This is a genomic window from Acidovorax sp. sif0632, assembly GCF_019218805.1.
Lineage (GTDB): Bacteria > Pseudomonadota > Gammaproteobacteria > Burkholderiales > Burkholderiaceae_C > Acidovorax > Acidovorax facilis.
In genome coordinates this window covers 753379-774171 of the sequence record NZ_JAHUWW010000002.1, presented here as the reverse complement: position 1 = coordinate 774171, position 20793 = coordinate 753379, and the positions used below count along the sequence as shown (strand labels likewise).

Sequence of the window (20793 nt, the reverse complement as noted above, 5' to 3'; positions counted from 1 at the left end):
TGCTTTCTTGCAGCCTGCATCACTGCGCAGCAGCGGCGGTGCTGGCGGCAGTGGAAGGCGTGAGTGTGAGCTCATGCATCCAGCGCGCGGGCTGTCGCTGCAGCGCGCGATAGCCGGTCTCGGCCCAGGTGGTGCTCATGTCGCGGTAGCGCGGCGAGAACACCAGCCCGCTCTGGCCGGTTTGGTAGATGAAGCGTGACTGTTCCAGATCGGCCAGGTCGTACACCGCGCGCAGCGAGGCGGCGTGGCGGTTCACGTACGGGCCAGAGGCTTCGCCCGCGTTGTACTGGCCCACGTTCACGGTGTACGAATCCCCGTGCGAGGGCACGCTCACATCGAAGAAACGCGCGAGTGCGGGCACGTTGCCGAAGGGCCGGTGCGCGCTGAGCGCCGGGTGCGCCGCGCCCCAGCGCCACTGGGCCGGGTCCGCGCCATACGCAGCCTGCAGGCGGTCGAGCGCGCGGCCCAGGGCAGCGGCAGATTGCTCGGCACACGATGCGGGTTGGCACCACCAGGTGTCGTTGCGCTCCAGAATGCCTTCAATGGCCGCGCGGTAGTCGCGCTTGCCATACGTAGCGGTGAACCGGTCTTCGCCAATGCGCGGAATGATGAGGCCGCGCGCCAGTTCGTCCGTCCAGGCCACAAAGATCAGCGGCGCGGCGCGGCCCGCGTCCATCACGCCGTCAAAGCCCTGCAGCTCTTTCTGCGCAGCGGCGGCCAGCGGGTGCGTGGACTGCGCCTGCTGCAGGTGCGGCAGGAGGCGCCGCGTGGCGAGCGAGGTCACGTCGCGGTGGATGGCCTGCATGCTGGCCGCGTCGTGCTTGGGCGTGGCCTCGATGAGCTGCGCAATGCGTTCGTAGCGGTAGGGCAAGGCCCAGTCCTGCGTCAGAAAGTGGGGGTAGCCTGGCGCCGTCACGCGCTGGTTGGCCGTGGCGATCCAGCCCCGGGCGCCCTGGACGCCCGCCCCTCCGCTGACACCGTCATCCTGCGGGGTTTGCTCATACGGCAGCCAGCCCTTCCAGTCGTAGCGCGCGTCCCAGCCCGGCGAAGGCGCCACGCCCCGAATGTCGTTGGCGGCATCGCGCAGCGGCACACGGCCTGCGGCCTTGAAGCGGATGTTGCCCTGGTCGTCCGCAGCCACCACGCTTTGCATCGGCGAGTGGTAGTGCGCCAGCCCCGCAAAGAGCTCATCCACGCTCTTGGACTGGTTGGTCTTGAAGCCCGCCAGCACGGTCTGGTTGTCATCGTCCAGCGCGCTCCAGCGCAGCGCGATCACATATTTGCCCAGGTCCAGCACCTCGGCGTGCGACTTCTGAACGTCGCTCAGCACGGGGCCATGGCGCGTGCTGCGCAGCTGCAGCAACAGGTCGGCCTCGCCCTTGACGCGAATGCTTTCGTTGCGCACGGTGAACTGGGCCCATCCGTCGGGCGTGCGGTACTGCGTGGCATCGGTGGGGTTGATCTGCTCCAGATACAAGTCCTGCACATCGGGGCCGGTGTTGGTGAAGCCCCAGGCGACCTTGTCGGTACGGCCCAGCACCACAAAGGGCAGGCCCGGCAATGTGGCGCCTACGGCATCAATGGGGCCCAAGGGTGTGCCGTCAGACGCCTTGCCCGCAGGGGCCTGCAGGCTCGCAAAGTACCAGATGGCGGGGGCCGACAGGCCCAGGTGCGGGTCGTTGGCCAGCAGCGGCTTGCCGCTCACGGTGCGGGTGCCCGCAATCACCCAGTTGTTGCTACCCTTGCCCTCGTTGGTGCCTGCGTTGCGGGTCAGTTCGTCGGCCCAGGCCAGCATGCCAGCGCTGATCTGCCGGGACAACGGACCTTCGCGGTTGGCTGGCGCCACAGCAGCCGCTGCAGCACCGGCGGCAGGTGCACGATAAACCCCCAGCTGGCGATACAGCGCCGCCAGGTCTGCGGACGCAGCGGGCGGCTCCCCCGGATAGGGTGGCATCAGTTGCCACAGCCGGTCGGTGTCCAGCGTGCGCGCCACCGACAGGCGTGCGAACTCGGTGCCCCAATTGCCACCCAGGTCCAGCGCCATCATCAGCGCCCAGCCCACGCTGTCCTCGGGCTCCCACACCGCGCCTGCGGCGCCTCCGGGTTGCACGCCCAGCACCAGAAACTCCGGTGGCAAGGCCTGGGGACGTTTCTGGTGGAAGGCATGGATGCCCTTGCTGTAGGCCTGCAAGGCCTCCTGGGCATACAGCGGCAGCCCAGCGTACTGCCGCCGGGCCACACCCATGATGTCCAGGCTGCGCATGAGCTTGTCGGTCTCGACCGTGGCAGGGCCAAAAACCTCGGACAGCTGGCCGTGCATGACCCGGCGGTTGAATTCCAACTGCCAGGTGCGTTCCTGCGCATGTACATAGCCCATTGCAAACCAGGCATCCTGCGGGGTCTGAGCCTGGATGTGGGTGACATCGGCGCCATCGCGCCGCACCTGTACTGCTTCGCTGAGCCCCGCCACAGCCAGGGAACCATCGAGTTGTGCAAAGCTGCGCTGCACATACACCGCCGCGGCCGCGCCTGCCAGCAGCGCCACTGCCACCAGCCCGAGGGCTGTCCGCTTCATCCATGCCATGTTTCTTGTCTCCTGCCGTTGGTCTTGTTGTTGATGTTGTGCACGCAAAGCCATGGTGGCTCCGCGCCCGCGCTGCGGCCACACCGCAATGCAGAAGGAGCCGCCAGCTCTGCGCGTGTCAGCTCAAATGCACACTGCCGCCCGCCACATGAAAGCTCATGACCGGCGCACTGGGCTCGTTGAACGAAACGCCCAGCGCAATGTGCCCCGCGCCATGCAGGATGCAGGCATCGCGCCGCAAGCGCACGGGCGAGTCGCTGCCCTCGAACCGCACCCAGGTTCCAAAGCTGCTCATGTCGGTCAGCACGAACCCGCTGTTGCGCCAGTCGATGCGCGCATGCAGGCGCGACACGCGCGGGTCGTTGATGCGCAGCTGGGCATGCTCGGCCCGCCCCACCATGACAGGGGCATCCGACGAGGTGAAGGTGCGGTCCACCCCATGCCAGGAGAACTGGATCTGCCCCAGGATGGAATCGACCGGTGCAAAGTTGCTGACCAGTGCCGCCTGCATGGTGAGGGAATCGGGCGCTTCGTCCTCACGCCATTCGACGTGGTAGAGCATGAGCAACTCGGCCTTGCCCCGAATGTCCATCATGCCCAGCTTGCGGTACCAGACATCGGGCGCCGTGCCCGCAAGCAGCACGGTGGTTTCGGTAGCCCAGATTTCAGCGGGCCCGGCCCGTTCGCACAGCCGGGAAGCCACGTTGACGGCATCGCCATAACAATCGCCATCCACATCCACCACTTCGCCGCTGGCCACGCCCACGCGGATCTCCATGCGCAAGGGGTGGGGCCAGCGGTCCAGGCGGACCTTGTGCTGGCGCAGCATGGTGGCCATAGCAGACACCGCACTGGAGGCATCGCCAAAGACCCCCAGCACCCCATCCCCGAGCTTCTTGACCACCCGGCCGCCGTGGGCCTCGATGGTGTCACCAATCCACTGGGTGACCTGCGTCACGGCCTCGGTAGCGCGTTCGTTGCCCAGCGCTTCATACAAGGCAGTGCTGCCTGAGATGTCCGCAAAGACCATCGTCGACAACACACTCATGAACGCGGGCCCGTTGGTAACATCATGTGAATCAGTTTAGTGCAAGCGCCCTGGCTGCGCACCCTTCAAAGCGCCAACAAGTGTTGCCTGAGGCCGCAGCCGCAGCGAAAGGCGCGATTGCAACGTTCACCACAACGACTCCGCACATCGTCAGCGTCGCGAAAGGGAGGCGCAACCCCGGTCGCCTGAAAATCCGCCAACACGTAAAAATTCGCAACAAGCCGGGGCAAGTTGTTGTCTTTATGCAAAAACAGGAGCACGCCCCTTGCGCTGCACCTCGCTCCCGCTTACTTTGGCCGTCCCTGTTACAAAAAGCCCGCCCTCACCCCGCCATGCGCTGGAACAAGCCGACTCTCCGCAACAACCTTCACGACCTGCTGGGCCGTGACAAGCCGTCGTCCACGGCATGGGTGCGCAACCAGGGGCTGGAAGAAGTGCGCCGGGCCATGCTGCAGAGCCTGGTCGGCATGACCGGCTCCGACGTGGCGCGCATGAACATGCGGCTGCGTTATGCCGGCGACATCGAGGCGCTGTGGTACCTGCGCACCGACCTCTTCAGCACACTGGTGCCGCTGCAGGGTGAGCACGGTGCCCGGGGCGTGATCGACCAGGTCACCCAGCTGTTCCAGGGGCAGCTCCCACGCGCCCTGCGCCCAGCACAGGCCGCCCCTCACACCCCCTCCTGACGCGCACCACACGCGCGTGGCAAACCGCCGTTGTGGCGGTGTCATGCGGGTGAAGGCCTCACCGCGTCAGTGCTGGTGCCCCCAGTAGATCAGCGCATCGCGCTCTTCCACCGACAGCGACACCGTCGCGCCCACGGGCAGCAGCACCTTCGTTTCAACATGCCCGAACGGCAGGTTGGTCAGCACCGGCGCCTTGATCTGGGTGCGCAGCCAGTCCACCACCGACTGCAGCTTGTAGCCCTTGTCATGCGGTGCCAGCTTGAAGTTGGTGAACTGCCCCAGCACCACAGCCTTCTGCTGGGCCAGCACACCGGCGTGCAGCAGCTGGGTCAGCATGCGTTCGATGCGGTAGGGGTGCTCGTGCACGTCTTCGATGAACAGCACGCCGCCCTTGACCTGCGGGAAATACGGCGTGCCCACAAGCGATGCCAGCACCGCCAGGTTGCCACCCCACAGCGTGGCGCTTTTCACATAGACATTGGGCACGGCAGGCTTGCCCGTGGCGGCGTTTAGCTGCTCTTTGTGCATGCGCCAGCCTGTGCCTTCGCCGTGGCCGGTCAGCAGGTCGTCAAAGCAGGCTTCCATGATGTCGTCGGGCTCGCCCACCACACCAAAGTCAGCCCCCAGCGATGGCCCCGCCCAGGTGGTGGCCCCCGTCTTGGCCAACACGGCCAGCTGGAAGGCGGTGAAATCGCTCACGCCCACAAAGTGCATGCCCTTTTCAATCGCCTTGGCCACCGCCTTGTAGCGGATGCCCGGCAGGATGCGCGACAGGCCGTAGCCCCCGCGCGAGATCAGCGCCACATCGGCGCCGCTGGCCGCAGCGCGGTGGATGGCAGCCAGCCGGGTGGCGTCGTCGCCCGCAAAGCGGGTGTGGGTGGCCAGCGCGTCCTCATCCACCTCGACCTCATGGCCTAGGGCCTTGAGCCGGGCAATGCCGCGCTTGAAGGCGGCCTTGTCGCGCACGGCGCTGGAGGGCGAATAGATATAGATGTGTTTGGGACCGTGGTCGTGGTCGCAATGGGAAGGGTCGTGATGGTGGTCGTGCAAAGCGCTCAGACCCGCCGAGGGGCCTGCTCCGTAAACAGGGGGAATGCCGGGCGCCACATGCAGTCAGGCGGCGCCAGCGGACAAGTCAGTGCGCGAAGTATTCCACAGCCTGTGCGGCAATGGCCTCGCCATGCTCCTGCACAAAGTGGCCGGCCTGGGGCAGCACGATAGGCTCGGGGCAGCCTTGGATGCACTGCTGCAGCGCCCGCATGGTGGGCAGGCCCAGCACCGGGTCCTGCGCACCCACCACCATCAGGCTGCGGCCCTGCCACTGGTGCTGCCAAAAATCGCGGGCCGCGCGCGACACGGCGGCGCCCGGGTCACCCGCAGCAGCGGGCACGCGTTCTGGAAAGGCCCGCAACGCGGCGCGGTAGCCTTTGTCCGGGAACGGCGCATCGTAGGCAGCGCACTCCGCCGCCGTCAGATGCGGGTTGCCACGCGCCAGCAGGCGCCCTACTCCATACAGCGGCTTGTCGCGGCACATGGCACGCCAGTCGACAAATCCGGCAGGCAGTGGCGAATCGCCCGTGGCCAGCAGGGTGTTCATCACCAGCAGGCCGTCAAAACGATCCGGCATGGTCATGGGCAGCGTCAGCCCCAGGATGCCTCCCCAGTCTTGCACCACCAGCACCACCTTGCGCAGGTCCAACCGCTCGATCAGTTCCAGCAGCATCTGGCGGTGCCAGTCGAACTGGTGCACGCCCTCTTTCTTGGGCTTGTCGCTTTTGCCAAAGCCGATCAGGTCGGGCGCCACCACGCGGTCGCCTGCAGCCAAAAAGGTGGGCAGCATGCGCCGGTACAGGTAGCTCCAGGCCGGGTTGCCATGCAGGCACAGCCAGGTACGCTGCGCGTCGTGAGGACCTTCGTCGAGGGTGTGCAAACGCAGGCCCGCCAGGCTGGGCAGGTCGCTGATGTAGTGAGGCGCCCAGGGGTAGCCGGGCACGTTGGCAAACGCCGCATCGGGCGTGCGCAAAGCGTCGTCCCGCAACGGATGGCGGGCCAGTGCCTCGGTGCGTTGCTGATGGCGGCGCTGGCGGAAAAAGCCGCTGAGCAGACCGCCACATTCTTCGGCCAGCACCCCGCCCAGCACCTGGGTCTGGTGGTTGATCTCGGCATGGCCGAACAGGTTGAACACCGAGCCTGCCGCGCCCGTTTTGGGATCTGCCGCGCCGTACACCACCCGCGCCAGCCGCGCATGCAGCATGGCGCCGCTGCACATGGCACAAGGCTCCAGCGTGACGTAGAGGCTGCAGCCGTCGAGCCGGTAGTTTCTCAGCCGCTGCGCCGCCGCGCGCAGGGCCACGATCTCGGCGTGGGCCGTGGGGTCGTGGCCCTCCACGGGGGCATTGCGGCCCGTGGCGATGACCTGGCCGTCCTTGACCACGATGGCGCCCACAGGCACCTCACCCGCTTGCGCGGCTGCCTGCGCCTCGGCCAGGGCCAGGCGCATCCAGTGCAAATCTTGGTCAAGGGTCATTTGCTATTAAAATGATAGCTACTAGCGCTTGACATACAAGCGCCAGGGGCCAATTTTGCTTATTTTTCTTCGTCGGGCATGGGCCGGGCTTGCTGCATCAGGCCTTCCACCTGTTGCTTGACCTGCTGCTGGATCTGCTGACTCTGGTCGCGCACGGTGACAGGCGGTGCCGACGCAGGGTCGGCCCCGGGCGCCGTCTGCAGCGCGGGCACCGGGGCGCGCGTGGCCGACAACTGCTTCTTGGCCAACAGGCCCACGATGGCCAGCACCACAACCAGCCCCACCAAACCAAACAATCCCCGCATGCCTGTGCTCCCTATGCTGTGCAGGACTGCACTGTAAACCGGGCAAGGCCTTCCCTGCCTTCAGTCAGTGCGTCATGGGCAGCGCCGCCCCCATCAGGCCGAACAACCCGCCGCAGGCACGGTTGAACTTGCGGCCCGTGCGCTGCAACCAGGGCCGGATGCGGTGCGCCAGGCTCGCCAGGCCGAATTCAACCAGGCATTCGACCGCCGCGAAGGTGCCCGCCATGATCACGAACTGCACCCACAGGTCGCGCCCCGGCGCGATGAACTGCGGCAGGAAGGCACCATAGAACAGCAGCACCTTGGGGTTAGAAATGGCTGCCAGCAGCCCTTGGCGAAACATCCTGCCGCCCGTCACCGATGCCGGTCCCGCAGCACGGGGCAAGGCCTGCACCTGCATGGCTGGCGCCCGCCACAGCTGGATGCCCAGCCACACCAGATACGCCCCGCCCACCCATTTCATCACCGTGAGCGCGTGGGCCGACGACTGCAGCAGCGCGCCGATGCCCAGCATGGACAGCCCGATCAGGCTCACAAAGCCCACCGCCCCGCCCGCAATGGTCCACAGCGTGCGCACGCGCCCATGCAGCGCGCCATGGGCCAGCACCAGCAGGCTGTTGGGCCCCGGGGTCAAGGACAGCCCGATGACCGCCAACAGGTAGACGAGCCATATTTTCAGTTCCATCGCAGCACCCTTCTTGGAAAAGCATGGTCTGGAGTCTAGGCACCTCCTGTCCGTGGTATGCAATCCAATCTGGCTATTTTTGATACCAAAATGGATACCTTATGAGTACCGCCAACGACCGCCCTCTCCAGCGCCCCGACGTACGCCTGCTCTTGATGCCGCTACCCGACTTCGCGCTGCTGCCGTTTGGCGCGTTTCTGGACAAGCTGCGCTTTTCGGCCGACGAAGCGGACCGCAGCCGCCAGCGCTACTGCGCCTGGACGCTGATGGGCGTCGACAGCGCGCCCGTGGTGTCCAGCAGCGGGGTGCAGGTGACGATGGAGGCCACGCCTGACTCCGTGGACCTGGCGGCATTCGACTATCTGGTGGTGTTTGGCAGCCGCACGGTGCAAGCGTCGCTGGGACATGTGCACACCCATGGGCCCGTGCTGCGACAGGCTGCAGCGCGGGGCCTGCCCCTCGTGGCGATCGACAACGCCAGCTTTTTGCTCGCCGAGGCGGGTCTGCTCAAAGGCCGCCGCGTGGCGCTGCATTGGCGCCATGTGGCCGAGTTCCGCCATGCCTTCCCACGCATCGCGGTGGCCAGCGAGCAGATCTATTGCTTTGACCGCGACCGCATCACCTGCGCGGGCGGCACCGCGGCCATCGACATGGCGGTGGAGTTGCTGTCACGCCACTGCGGCCGGGAGCGCGCCTTCAAGGGCTTGGCCGACATGCTGGTGGACGAACCACGCCACCAAGGGCACCACCTGCAATCGATGGAAGGCGGCGGGCCGGACCTGGGCCGCCACCTGGTGCGTGCGGTCGCGCTGATGCGCACCTCCATGGCCGACGGCCTTACCGTGGCCAGCATCGCCGAGCGCATCGGCATTGGCCGCCGACAGCTGGATCGGTTGTTCGCCGAGCGCTTCGGCCACAGCGCTCACAACCACTGGACAGCGATGCGCATGGAACACGCCCACTGGCGCGTAACCCATTCACACCACAGCCTCTCCGCCATCGCTGACGAGGTGGGTCTGGGCAACGCCAGCAGCCTGGCACGACTGTTCCGGCGGCACTACGGCACCAGCCCCGGAGCGGCCCGCGCGGGCGGTCCGAGGGACTGACTGAAGCTCCGCTTCCACTCTGCAGGCAGGGCCATCGGGTGCCCGAGTCCACCGGCACCGATCCATGCGCGGGCGACCCCTCAGTTCAGCGCCACGCGGCTGCCGTCCTTGAAGGTGTAGAGCGTCACGGCGGGCGTCGTCAGCTCGCCCTTGGCGGTGAAGGCGATGTTGGCGGTCACGCCCTTGTATTCGGTCTTGGCCAGGAAGGGGGTAAACACCTTCGGGTCCACCGAATTGGCGCGCTTCATGGCGTCGGCCAGCACCATGGCGGCGTCATAGGCATAGGGGCTGTAAATCTGGAACTGGCCGGGGAACTTGGCGTCGTAGCGCTTCTTCCAGTCGGCGCCGCCCTGCATCTTGTCCACCGACGCACCGCCCGTGGCGCAGGTCACGTTCTTCAGCGCGGGGGTCTTGCCCGACAGCTCGGGCAGCTTTTCGGTGCACAGCGCGTCGCCGCCGAAGAACTTCACATTACCCAGGCCCAGCTGCTCCATCTGGCGCAGCATGGGGCCGGCCTGCGCGTCCAGGCCGCCGTAGAAGATCGCATCGGGCTTCTTGTTCTTGATGGCAGTGAGGATGGCCATGAAGTCGGTGGCCTTGTCGTTGGTGAATTCCTCGGCCACCACCTTCAGGCCCTTTTGTTGCGCCGTGGCCTTGAAGACCGAGGCCACGCCCTGGCCGTAGGCCGTGCGGTCGTCGATGATGGCCACACTCTTGAGCTTCTGATGGTCGGCACCAAACAGGGCCAGCGCCGCGCCCAGCGCGTTGTCGTTGGCGATCAGGCGGAAGGTGGTCTTGTGGCCGGGTTTGGTCAGGTCAGGATTGGAGGCCGATGCCGTGATGTGCGGCAGGTCGCACTTGGCATAGATGGCCGATGCGGGGATGGACGTGCCCGACTGCAGGTGGCCCACCACGCCCGCCACCTTCTGGTCGCACAGCTTCTGCGCCACGGCGGTGGCCTGGCGCGGGTCGCCCGCGTCGTCTTCGGCCGCAATTTCAAACTTGATCTTCTTGCCACCGATCACGAGGTTCTGGGCGTTCAGGTCGTCAATCGCCAAGCGCACGCCGTTTTCAGTGTCCTTGCCGATGTGGGCAATGCCGCCCGACACTGGGCCAGCGTGGGCGATCTTGACGGTTTGCACATCCTGTGCGGTGGCTGCAGTGGCGGCGGCAACACACACACCCACGGCAGCCAGCTGCACAACGGACACGGGAAAAGACGACGGACGCAGGCGGGTGAAAGCTCGGAACACGGTAGAAATCTCCAAAAAATATAGTCGCAACTTTTGCGCACCATTTCGGGGCAAAACGCACCGCATCCTAGCCACCATCCTCCCTTGCCGTCGCCAATTGCTATGCAAGCTTAGTAATTTGCTGGGCCATTAAAACGGCTAATGGCGCAAGATGATTCGCCGAAGTCACCCTATGAAGCTGCCCTTTGAGCGGCAGCGCGCCCGTTGGCAAGCGCTCAACCTTTCACCATCCGCAACTTGAAGTTGGTAAACGGAAGGATGGCGTTCGGTGCGTCGCGGGGTACGCGCTCTTCCACGCAGCCCGTGTCATTGGGGGTCACGAAGTGCGGACCAATACCGGCAATGGCCACTTTGTGCGACCCCGTCCAGTCCCAGCCCCACCCGGCCCCGGTCACCTCGCCTTCGAACAAAACCGGGCCATCGGCCGCGATACCCTGGTGGATGGTGATGCGCATCCGGTCGGCAAACCCACCCATCCTGTAGCCGGCCCGGACGTGAAGCGTGAAGACGGGGTGCACCGCCGGGTTGAAGATCGCCCCCGAGGTGTTGGTAACCGTCACCAGCCCCGGCATGGCCGTGCCGTTCCATCGCTCGGCCATCACCATGCCGTCCGCAAAGATGATGAAGCCCCGGGCCTCGGACCAAAGGTTCTGGCCATGGCGGTAGATCGGCCCGCAGTGGGGGTTGTAGCTGCCCTGCCCGCCGGTGCAGTCCAGTGCAAACACCATGTGGTTGGCACCTTCGGAAAAGAACCACGAACAATCCACCGTGCAGACCAAGTCGTTGTGCCGCATGGGAGACAAGCTGAGCCGAGGCGGCAGGTAGCAAAAGTCGAGGTCATTGATCGCCAGTGTCAGCTGGGTGGGCTTCTTCACGCGGGAGGTGCTCATCAGAGTCCTTTCACTGGGTTTTACGGGGTGGCCGACGATGCCGACGGCCTCGCAAGAACGCGGTTCACAGAGACCATGGGGTGGCCGCCGAGGCTTGCACGCTGCGCCCGTTGTACCAGACCCCCACCGCACAATGCATCGTCACATGGTTACCAAAAGTGCAGTGCCCGATACCCGACGGAAGCTCCACGGCACCGCGAAACTGAAATAATCACGCCCCATGTCTCTCCTGCCCCACCAGCTCGAACTGCTTTCGCCCGCGCGCGACGCAGACATCGGCATCGAAGCCATCAACCACGGCGCCGATGCCGTCTACATCGGCGGCCCAGCCTTTGGCGCGCGGGCCAGTGCGGGCAACGACATCCGCGACATCGAACGCCTGGTGAAGCATGCGCACCGCTTCAACAGCCGCATCTTCATCACGCTCAACACTATCCTGCGCGACGACGAGCTCGAAGCCGCGCGCCAGATGGCCTGGCAGGTGTACGAGGCGGGCGCTGACGCATTGATCATCCAGGACATGGGCCTGCTCGAAATCGACCTGCCCCCCATCCAACTTCACGCCAGCACCCAGACCGACATCCGCACGCCCGAGAAAGCACGCTTTCTGCAGGACGCAGGCCTCTCGCAGATCGTTCTGGCGCGTGAGCTCACGGTGCAGCAGATCGCCGCGGTGCACAAGGCGCTGGGGCCCGTGGATGCGCCGGGGCGCGCCAACATCGAGTTCTTCATTCACGGCGCGCTGTGTGTGGCCTACAGCGGCCAGTGCAACATCAGCCATGCGCAGACCGGCCGCAGCGCCAACCGCGGTGACTGCAGCCAGGCCTGCCGCCTGCCCTACCAGGTGACGGATGCGCAGGGCCGCTTCATTGCGCACGACAAGCACGTGCTCTCCATGAAGGACAACAACCAGAGCGACAACCTGCGCGCGCTCATCGACGCCGGAGTGCGCAGCTTCAAGATCGAAGGGCGCTACAAGGACATGGGCTACGTGAAGAACATCACCGCCCACTACCGCACCTTGCTCGACGAGATCATCGAAGAGTGCGAGGCCCAAGGCCGACCGCTGTCGCGCTCGTCCAGCGGGCGCACCACCTTCACCTTCACGCCCGACCCGCTGCAGAACTTCAACCGCGAGTTCACCGACTACTTCGTCACCGGCCGCAAGGAAGACATCGGCGCATTCGACACCCCCAAGAACCCGGGCCAGGCCATCGGCTGGGTGACGAAGGTAGGCCCCGACTTCGTGGAGCTGGAGGTCAGCGACCCCAGCACGGTGCTGCACAACGGCGATGGCCTGTGCTACTACGACCTGCACAAGGAGCTGGTGGGCATGGCCATCAACGTGGCCGAGCCCGTGTCGGCCCGCAGCGTCGGCCAGTGGCGGGTGTACCCCAAGGACCCCATGGACGGCTTCAAGGACCTGCGCAAGGGCACCGAGGTCAACCGCAACCGCGACATGGACTGGGTGCGCACGCTGGAGAAAAAGTCCAGCGACCGCCGCATCGGCCTGTGGGCGAACCTGAGCGAAACGCCCACCGGGTTCAGCCTGCTGCTTACCGACGAGGATGGCAACGTGGGCTGTGCCGAAGTGCAGCAGCCACACCAGAGCGCCACCGATGCCACCAAGGCTGAGGCCAGCCTACGTGAACAGCTCGGCCGTTTTGGTGCGACGGTCTTTGCCGTGCATGACATTGCGCTGCAGCTCTCGCAGCCGTGGTTTGTGCCCGCCTCGGTGCTCAACGCGCTGCGCCGCGATGCCGTGGCCGACCTGGAGGCCAACCGGGCCCGCAACTTTGCCCGCCTGCCGCGCGCCACACCGGTGGAGCCGCCTGCGCCCTACCCCGAAGACACGCTGTCGTTTCTGGGCAATGTGTTCAACCACAAGGCCCACGACTTCTACGTGCGCCACGGCGTGAAGGTGATCGACGCGGCCTACGAGGCGCACGAAGAGGAAGGCGAGGTGAGCCTCATGATCACCAAGCACTGCGTGCGCTTCAGCATGAGCCTGTGCCCCAAGCAGGCCAAGGGCGTGACGGGCGTGCAGGGCACCATCAAGGCCGAACCCTTGATGTTGATCAACGGCAAGGAGAAGCTGACCTTGCGCTTTGACTGCAAGCCCTGTGAAATGCACGTGGTGGGCAAAATCAAGCGCCAGGTGCTGAACCAGGCCAACGAGATCCCACTGACCTTCTACAAAGCCCGGCCGCACAAAGCACATTGATGCACCTGCATGTGGCGGCTCAACAGCAATGCCCCATGCACACTGACCCGTTTTCATGCCCGCCCTGCGGGCCAGCACCATGACGGCCACGCTGCTGGTGTGGCTGCAGTTCGCAGTCTGCGCGGGGCTGATTGGCGCGGCGGGCTACCAGCTGTCGCGCTACGGTGATGCCATTGCCCAGCGCACAGGCTTGTCGGGCAGCTGGATCGGTCTCACGCTGGTGGCCAGCGTGACTTCGCTTCCAGAGCTGGCCACCGGCATCACCAGCGTCACCATCGCAAACACCCCCAACCTGGCTGTGGGCAACGCACTGGGCAGCTGCGTGCTCAACCTGGTGTTTCTGGTGGTGATCGACCTGCTGTACCGGCCAGCACCGGTATGGACCCGGGCCGCCCACGGCCACGTGCTGGCAGGCGCTTTTGGCGTGGTGCTGCTGGGCTTTTTGCTGCTGGGGCTGCTGATGGGCCAACTGGGGGCTACTGCCAGTGCTTCCACCGGCGCTGGCACTGCCTCCCAGCGCAGCGTGGGCCTGCTCACTCCCGTGATCCTGCTGCTGTATCTGGTGGCGATGCGCACCGTCTTTGCGTATGAACGGAGCCACCCCGCTGCGCCACCGGCCGACACAGTGCCGCCCACCAACAACGCAGCACCTACGCTGCCCAGCCTTCGACAAGCGGCCACCCGCTTTGCGATGGCGGCTGCCATCGTGGTGGGGGCCGGCATGTGGCTGCCCTTTGTGGCGGTCAACCTGGCCACCACCATGGGCTGGAACCGCAGCTTTGTGGGCAGCCTGTTTGTGGCCCTGGTCACAACCCTGCCCGAGCTGGCGGTCACGTTGTCCGCCCTGCGGCTGGGTGCGCTCGACATGGCCATTGGCAACCTGCTGGGCAGCAACCTGTTCAACGTGGCCATCGTGGGCATAGATGATCTGTTCTACCGCCCCGGCGATCTGCTGGCCCATGTGTCGCCCGTGCATGCCATCACCGCCGCATCGGCCGTAGTCATGACCGGGCTGGCGGTGGTGGGCCTGTTCTTTCGCCCGCGCAGCCGTGTGCTGCGCGCGGTGGGCATGGTCAGCATCGGCATGGCGGCGGTGTACCTGGTCAACACCTACGTGGTCTTTCTGTATGGAAACTGATGCCGTGAAACACCCCCATCCTCATCTGCGCGATGCCATAGACGTGGCACGCGAGCACGCCGTTGACCCTGACGCGGGCCTGCACCCCGACGAAGCCCTGCGCCGCAGCGCCACCCACGGCGCCAATGAGCTGGCGGCGGGGCAAGACCGCCCCTGGTGGCATCTGCTGGCCGACCAGTTCAAGGACTTCATGGTGCTGGTGTTGCTGGGTGCGGCCGTCATCTCGGGCCTGGTGGGGGAGGTCACCGACACGTTGGTCATCCTGGTGATCGTGGTGCTCAATGCCGTCATCGGCTTTGTTCAGGCATGGCGCGCCGACCAGGCCATGGCCGCGCTGCGCCAGCTGGCGGCGGCGCACGCCACGGTGCTGCGCAGCGGAGCCGTGCAAGTGGTGCCCGCCACGGCGCTGGTGCCGGGTGACATCGTGCTGCTGGAGGCGGGCAACCAGATTCCGGCCGACCTGCGGCTGATCGAGATTGCGCAGCTGCAGGTGGATGAATCGGCCCTCACGGGCGAGTCCGTCACCGTAGCCAAGCAGACGGAGGCCCTGGCCGCCGAGGATGTGGGCGCGCTGGGCGACCGCACCAACATGGCCTTCAAGGGCACCACGGCCACGCATGGCCGGGCACGCGGCCTGGTGGTGGCCACCGGCATGCACACCGAGCTGGGCAAGGTGGCCACGCTGCTCGACACCGGCGACCGCAGCACGCCGCTGCAACTGCGCCTGGCGGCCTTTGGCAAGCGCTTGGCGATCGCGGTGCTGGGCATCTGCGCGGTGATCTTTGTGGTCGGCGTGCTGCGCGGCGAGGCGCCGCTGCTCATGGCCCTCACCGCCATCAGTCTGGCCGTGGCCGCCATCCCCGAGGCACTGCCTGCGGTGGTCACCGTGCTCCTGGCCCTGGGCGCACGCCGCATGGTGGCCGTGCATGCGCTGGTGCGGCGCCTGCCTTCGGTGGAGACCCTGGGCTCGGTCACCACCATCTGCTCGGACAAGACCGGCACCCTCACGCAAAACCGCATGCACGCCGAGCTGCTGATGGCCCACGGTGTGCGCTGGGTGCCCGGTGACCCCCTGCCCGGCCCCGCCCATGCCGAGGCCCTGCGCGCCGCAGCGCTGTGCAACGACGCCACGCTCCAGGCGCAGAACGAAGAGGGCCAGTTCGGCACCCGCTGGCAGGGCGACCCCACCGAAACCGCGCTGGTGCTGGCCGCCCATGCGGGCGGACTGGACAAGGCCCAGCTAGATGTGAGCAGCCCCCGCGTGCAAGAGCAGCCCTTTGACTCGGACCGCAAGCGCATGACCACCTTCCACCGCGCTGCCGATGGCTTTGTGGCCTACACCAAGGGCGCGCCGGAATCAGTCTTGCCACGATGCACCGCCCACTGGACGCCCGAAGGCGCTGCCGCACTGGACATCGCCAAGGTCCTCGACACTGCCCAGCAGCTCGCCGCCCAGGGCCTGCGGGTGCTGGCCCTGGCCCGCCGCAGCCACGCCCGCCTGCCCGACACCAACGACATCGACGCGGTCGAAAACCAGCTGGAGCTGCTGGGCCTGATCGCCCTCATCGACCCACCCCGCGCCGAGGCCCAGGCTGCAGTGCGCGACTGCATCAGCGCGGGCATCACTCCGGTCATGATCACGGGCGACCACCCCGCCACCGCGCGCGCCATCGCGCACCGGCTGGGCATTGTGAAGAGTAGCGATGCCCCTGCGCTCACCGGCGCAGACCTCGCAACACTGGACGATGCCGCCCTGCGCGCCCGCGTGGAACAAGTGCAGGTCTACGCCCGCGTGGACCCGGCGCAGAAGATCCGCATCGTCGAGGCGCTGCAGGCCCAGGGCCACTTTGTGGCCATGACGGGCGACGGCGTGAACGATGCCCCGGCGCTCAAGCGTGCCGACATCGGCGTGGCCATGGGCCAGGGCGGTACCGACGTGGCGCGCGAGGCGTCAAGCCTGGTGCTGCTGGACGACAACTTCGCCACCATCGTCGCGGCGGTGCGTGAGGGCCGCCGCATCTACGACAACATCCGCAAGTTTGTGCGCTACGCGATGACGGGCAACTCGGGCGAGATCTGGACCATCTTCCTCGCGCCGCTGTTGCTGCTGCCCATTCCGCTGCTGCCCATCCACATCCTGTGGGTCAACCTGGTGACCGACGGCCTGCCCGGCCTGGCGCTGGCGGCCGAACCGGCCGAGCGCGGCATCATGCAGCGCCCGCCCCGAGCGCCGCGCGAAAGCCTGTTTGCCCACGGTATGTGGCAGCACATATTGGGCGTGGGCCTGCTCATTGGTGGGCTGTGCCTGGCGGTGCAGGCCTGGGCCCTGCACACCGGCCACGCGCACTGGCAGACCATGGTGTTCACCGTGCTCACGCTGGCGCAAATGGCGCACGTGATCGCCATCCGCTCCGAATCCGAACCCATATGGCGCCTAGGCCTGCTGAGCAACCGCCCGCTGCTGGGCGCCGTGCTGCTCACCTTTGCACTGCAGATGGCCACGATTTATGTGCCCTGGCTCAACCCCATATTCAAGACCGAGCCGCTGACGGCAGGCGAATTGGGCCTGTGCATCGGAGCGGCACTGGTGGTGCTGATTGTGGTGGAGCTGGAAAAGGCCTGGCGGCGCGGGCGCCCCGCTTTGACAGCTTCTGACGCGGCTCTCGACGCCTGAGCAGCGCTCCACACCCGGGCGGCTTCAGGCCCGGTTCAACGCGCCTTGCGCCCATGCCCGTTCATCACGGCGCCCTGGCTCACTGGTGCGCTGAAGCCTGCGCCAGGCCCTGAGCCAGCGCAGGCTGCAGCGCCACCACCTCACCCACGATGATCAGCGCAGGCGCCCTCACGCCCTGGCTGGCCGCCAGACTTGGCAACGAGGCAAGGGAGCCGGTGAGGCAGCGCTGATGCGGCAGGGACGCGCGCTCGACGATAGCTGCGGGCGTGGTCGGCGGCAGGCCGTGCGCCACCAACTGAGCACAGATGGTGGCCAGCGTGGCCACGCCCATGTAGAACACGACGGTCTGGCGCGGACGTGCGAGCAGCGGCCAGTCCAGCGCCGTGTCGTTGTCGCCGCGCAGGTGGCCGGTGGCCAGCACCAGCGTGCCCGCATGGTCGCGGTGCGTGAGTGGAATGCCTGCGCAAGCCCCTGCGGCCTGCGCCGCCGTGATGCCCGGCACTACCTCGAAGGGGATGCCCGCGCGGGCAAGGCCCAGCGCTTCTTCACCGCCGCGACCGAAGATGTAGCAGTCGCCTCCCTTCAGGCGCACCAGGGGTCGGCCGCTGCGTGCCAGCCGGCACATCAGTTCGATGATGTCCTCCTGCGGCAATGTGTGGCGTGAAGACTCCTTGCCCACATAGACGCGCTCGGCGTTGGCGGGCACCAGGGCCAGCACCCCCTCGCCGACCAGATGGTCGTACAGCACCAGGCTCGCCTGCCGCAACACACGCGCGGCCTTCACCGTCAGCAGGTCGGGGTCGCCTGGGCCGGCACCGACCAGGGTCACGCATCCCGGGGGCACCGGGTGGCTATCGCTCTGTACTCCGCCGTGCGCGGGCTTCTTCAGCCAATGGGGATCGTCCATGAAGCTCATGTCTACGGCTCTCTGGTATCTGTGGGTGGGGCCATGGTGAAACAGGGCGGACACCGCGTCCTTGAACCAGTTCAAGGACAGCGCACGCCGCCCGCAGGACCATTGCCTCACCCGCAAGCAACGAAGGGCAGCCGTTGCACGGGTCGGAAGGGCGCAGACGCATCCACCGCCAACCATTCGCTGCCCATGACGCAGAGGACCGATGATGAAAGCAATCAAGACCGTCCAGCACCTGGCCCTGGCAGCCCTCGCAATGGCTGCGGCCACGGCGATGGCACAGGCAGGCAAGGGAGTCTCGCAACCCGAAATGAACTATCAGGCTGGCGGCTCCCCCCTGGTGAACGAGCCCATGCACCAGAGCACCAACCCCAAGGCGCCGCCCATGACGGCCGCCGAGTTCGAGAAGGCCCGCCAGACCTACTTCGAGCGCTGCGCGGGCTGCCACGGCGTGCTGCGCAAGGGCGCCACCGGCAAGCCGCTCACCCCTGACCTCACCACCGCCAAGGGCACGGACTACCTGAAGGTGTTCATCTCGTATGGCTCACCCGCAGGCATGCCCAACTGGCTCACGTCGGGCGAGATGAACGAGCAGGAAGTTGACCTGATGGCGCGCTACATCCAGCACGAGCCGCCAACACCGCCCGAGTTCGGCATGGCCGACATGAAGAAGACCTGGAAGGTCATCGTCGAGCCCAAGGACCGGCCCAAGAAGAAGCTCAACAACTACAACATCGAGAACATCTTCTCGACCACGCTGCGCGACACCGGCGAAGTAGCGTTGATCGACGGCGACACCAAGCAGATCATCAACATCGTGAAGACCGGCTACGCGGTGCACATCTCGCGCACGTCGGCTTCCGGTCGCTACCTGTTCGTGATCGGCCGCGACGCCAAGATCAACATGATCGACCTGTGGATGGAAAAACCCGACAACGTCGCCGAAGTGCGCGTGGGTCTGGAAGCCCGCTCGGTGGACACCTCCAAATTCAAGGGCTACGAAGACAAGCTAGCCATCGCGGGCAGCTACTGGCCGCCGCAGTACACCATCATGGACGGCGACACGCTGGAACCCAAGAAGATCGTGAGCACCCGGGGCATGGTGGTGGGCACGCAGGAATACCACCCCGAACCGCGCGTTGCCTCCATCGTGGCATCGCACTTCAAGCCCGAATTCGTGGTCAACGTGAAGGAGACCGGCAAGACATTGATGGTGGATTACTCCAACATTGACGCGCTCAAGGTCACCGAGATCGGCTCCGCGCCCTTCCTGCACGACGGGGGCTGGGATTCGAGCAAGCGCTACTTCATGGTGGCCGCCAACAACAGCAACAAGATCGCCGCCATCGACGCCAAGGACGGCAAGCTCGCGGCCATCACCGAAGTGGGCAAGATCCCCCACCCCGGCCGTGGCGCCAACCTGCTGCATCCCAAGTTCGGCCCCGTCTGGGCCACCGGCCACCTAGGCGACGACACCATCTCGCTGATCGGCACCGACCCCAAGAAGCACAAGCAGTACGCCTTCAAGGAAGTGGCCAAGCTCACCGGCCCCGGGGGCGGCGCGCTGTTCATCAAGAGCCACCCCAAGAGCACGCATCTGTACTCGGACGCACCGCTCAACCCCGACCCCAAGATCTCGCAGTCTGTCGTGGTCTTCGACATCCAGAACCTCGACAAGGGCTTTGTGACCCTGCCCGTGGCGGAGTGGGCCGGGCTGAAGGACGACGGCGCCAAACGCGTGGTGCAGCCTGAATTCAACAAGGCTGGGGACGAGGTGTGGTTTGCCGTGTGGAGCGCAAAGAACAAGGAAAGCGCGCTGGTGATCGTGGACGACAAGACGCTCAAGCTCAAGGCCGTGATCAAGGACCCGCGCCTAATCACGCCCACGGGCCACTTCAACGTCTACAACACCCAGCACGACATCTATTGATGCCCCCTGAGTCGCCTGCGGCGCCTTCCCCCCAAGGGGACGCCGCCAGGGGCCTGGCGAAGCCAGATCCCGGCGGCGCTGGCCTGGGAGCGCGCGGGCGCGCAGATCGGAGACGGTACTGAGCGGCGGGGCAATCCATCCACATTACAGGAGCGAACGATGAAAAACCATCTTACATGGCACTTGGCCATTGCTGCGGCGCTGGCGCTTTGCAGCACTGCAGGCAGTGCGGCCTCCCCCGAAGAAGCCATGAACAAGGCCGGGTGCATGGCCTGCCATTCCAAGGACAAGAAGCTAGTCGGGCCGTCGTTCAAGGACATTGCGGCCAAGTACAAGGGCAAGGACGCGACCGCGCAGCTGGTTGACAAGGTGCGCAAGGGCGGCTCCGGCGTGTTCGGGCCGATTCCGATGTCGCCCAACGGGCCGGAGAAGATCGGCGATGCCGACCTGAAGGCGGCCGTCGAGTTGATTCTCGGGACCTGAGCGCCACGCCATGCCGCTGCGCGCCGCCGCCCTGACCGCTTTGTGCGCCCTGGCCTGTGCCGGGGCCATGGCGCAGGCTCCTGCGGCACCGCCAGAGCGCCAGCGCGAGCTGGTGCGCATGGTGCGGCAGGACTGCGGCTCGTGCCATGGCATGCACCTCACCGGCGGGCTGGGACCGCCCCTCACCGCTGCGGCCCTGGCGGACAAACCCGTCCCTTCCATGGCTGCCACCATTTTTCACGGCCGCCCGGGCACGCCCATGCCGCCCTGGCGCACCTTTGTCACCGAAGCCGAAGCCCTGTGGATCGCCGAGCAGCTGGCCTCGGGCTTCCCCCCCTAACCGGAGC

At 66.2% G+C, this 20793-nt stretch carries 17 protein-coding genes; 8 read left to right on the top strand and 9 right to left on the bottom strand.

Annotated elements, in window-relative coordinates:
• Positions 1-19: 19 nt before the first annotated feature.
• Complete coding sequence (locus KW832_RS08740; RefSeq protein WP_218299565.1) at positions 20-2584, bottom strand: penicillin acylase family protein; 2565 nt, start codon at positions 2582-2584, stop codon at positions 20-22.
• 118 nt (positions 2585-2702) lie between these two features.
• Positions 2703-3632 carry an adenylate/guanylate cyclase domain-containing protein gene (locus KW832_RS08735; RefSeq protein WP_199727006.1) on the bottom strand — a complete coding sequence of 310 codons (930 nt, stop codon included), beginning with the start codon at positions 3630-3632 and terminating at the stop codon, positions 2703-2705.
• 332 nt (positions 3633-3964) lie between these two features.
• On the opposite strand from KW832_RS08735, the gene KW832_RS08730 reads away from it, so the two are divergent.
• A complete protein-coding gene (locus tag KW832_RS08730) occupies positions 3965-4318 on the top strand; it encodes a hypothetical protein (RefSeq protein WP_121419827.1) in 354 nt (117 codons plus the stop codon).
• A gap of 66 nt (positions 4319-4384) precedes the next feature.
• Here the strand turns inward: KW832_RS08730 and KW832_RS08725 are convergent, their stop codons facing one another.
• The 4 genes from KW832_RS08725 to KW832_RS08710 all read right to left on the bottom strand — a co-directional run bounded on the left by KW832_RS08725 (position 4385) and on the right by KW832_RS08710 (position 7835).
• Complete coding sequence (locus KW832_RS08725; protein WP_218299564.1) at positions 4385-5368, bottom strand: LD-carboxypeptidase; 984 nt, start codon at positions 5366-5368, stop codon at positions 4385-4387.
• An 85-nt stretch (positions 5369-5453) separates the two neighbouring features.
• Positions 5454-6845, bottom strand: a complete 1392-nt coding sequence (gene tadA / locus KW832_RS08720; protein ID WP_218299563.1) for a tRNA adenosine(34) deaminase TadA — start codon at positions 6843-6845, stop codon at positions 5454-5456.
• 59 nt (positions 6846-6904) lie between these two features.
• The gene (locus KW832_RS08715; protein ID WP_121506700.1) at positions 6905-7150 is read right to left on the bottom strand and encodes a hypothetical protein; all 246 of its coding nucleotides are present in this window, start codon (positions 7148-7150) and stop codon (positions 6905-6907) included.
• Between the two features lie 64 nt (positions 7151-7214).
• Positions 7215-7835 (bottom strand): LysE family translocator, encoded by a 621-nt coding sequence (locus KW832_RS08710; RefSeq protein WP_121506701.1) that lies wholly within the window; start codon positions 7833-7835, stop codon positions 7215-7217.
• A 101-nt stretch (positions 7836-7936) separates the two neighbouring features.
• Between KW832_RS08710 and KW832_RS08705 the strand changes: the two genes are divergently transcribed.
• Positions 7937-8941, top strand: coding sequence for a GlxA family transcriptional regulator (locus tag KW832_RS08705; RefSeq protein ID WP_218299562.1), 1005 nt, complete (start codon positions 7937-7939; stop codon positions 8939-8941).
• An 80-nt stretch (positions 8942-9021) separates the two neighbouring features.
• Here the strand turns inward: KW832_RS08705 and KW832_RS08700 are convergent, their stop codons facing one another.
• Both KW832_RS08700 and KW832_RS08695 read right to left on the bottom strand, forming a co-directional pair.
• A complete protein-coding gene (locus tag KW832_RS08700; protein ID WP_218299772.1) occupies positions 9022-10152 on the bottom strand; it encodes a branched-chain amino acid ABC transporter substrate-binding protein in 1131 nt (376 codons plus the stop codon).
• A 257-nt stretch (positions 10153-10409) separates the two neighbouring features.
• Entirely contained in the window at positions 10410-11084 is a 675-nt protein-coding gene (locus KW832_RS08695; RefSeq protein WP_121419822.1) for a hypothetical protein, read from the bottom strand.
• Between the two features lie 220 nt (positions 11085-11304).
• Here KW832_RS08695 and KW832_RS08690 point away from each other — a divergent pair, with 220 nt between their 5' ends.
• Genes KW832_RS08690 through KW832_RS08680 form a run of 3 tightly spaced genes read left to right on the top strand, consistent with a single transcriptional unit; the run spans position 11305 to position 17120 of the window.
• On the top strand, positions 11305-13308 hold the full coding sequence (locus KW832_RS08690) for a U32 family peptidase (RefSeq protein ID WP_218299561.1): 2004 nt from the start codon (positions 11305-11307) through the stop codon (positions 13306-13308).
• Positions 13309-13363: 55 nt separating this feature from the next.
• Complete coding sequence (locus KW832_RS08685) at positions 13364-14446, top strand: sodium:calcium antiporter (RefSeq protein WP_238385464.1); 1083 nt, start codon at positions 13364-13366, stop codon at positions 14444-14446.
• Between the two features lie 4 nt (positions 14447-14450).
• Positions 14451-17120: a cation-translocating P-type ATPase gene (locus KW832_RS08680; protein WP_370628654.1), complete on the top strand. Its 2670-nt coding sequence runs from the start codon at positions 14451-14453 to the stop codon at positions 17118-17120.
• A gap of 79 nt (positions 17121-17199) precedes the next feature.
• Here the strand turns inward: KW832_RS08680 and cobA are convergent, their stop codons facing one another.
• Positions 17200-18036: a uroporphyrinogen-III C-methyltransferase gene (gene cobA, locus KW832_RS08675; RefSeq protein ID WP_218299559.1), complete on the bottom strand. Its 837-nt coding sequence runs from the start codon at positions 18034-18036 to the stop codon at positions 17200-17202.
• Between the two features lie 202 nt (positions 18037-18238).
• On the opposite strand from cobA, the gene KW832_RS08670 reads away from it, so the two are divergent.
• From KW832_RS08670 to KW832_RS08660, 3 genes are all read left to right on the top strand, one after another.
• Positions 18239-19963, top strand: coding sequence for a cytochrome D1 domain-containing protein (locus KW832_RS08670; protein WP_370628653.1), 1725 nt, complete (start codon positions 18239-18241; stop codon positions 19961-19963).
• Positions 19964-20122: 159 nt separating this feature from the next.
• A complete protein-coding gene (locus tag KW832_RS08665; RefSeq protein ID WP_218299557.1) occupies positions 20123-20446 on the top strand; it encodes a c-type cytochrome in 324 nt (107 codons plus the stop codon).
• A 10-nt stretch (positions 20447-20456) separates the two neighbouring features.
• On the top strand, positions 20457-20786 hold the full coding sequence (locus KW832_RS08660) for a cytochrome c (protein ID WP_218299556.1): 330 nt from the start codon (positions 20457-20459) through the stop codon (positions 20784-20786).
• Positions 20787-20793: the final 7 nt, after the last annotated feature.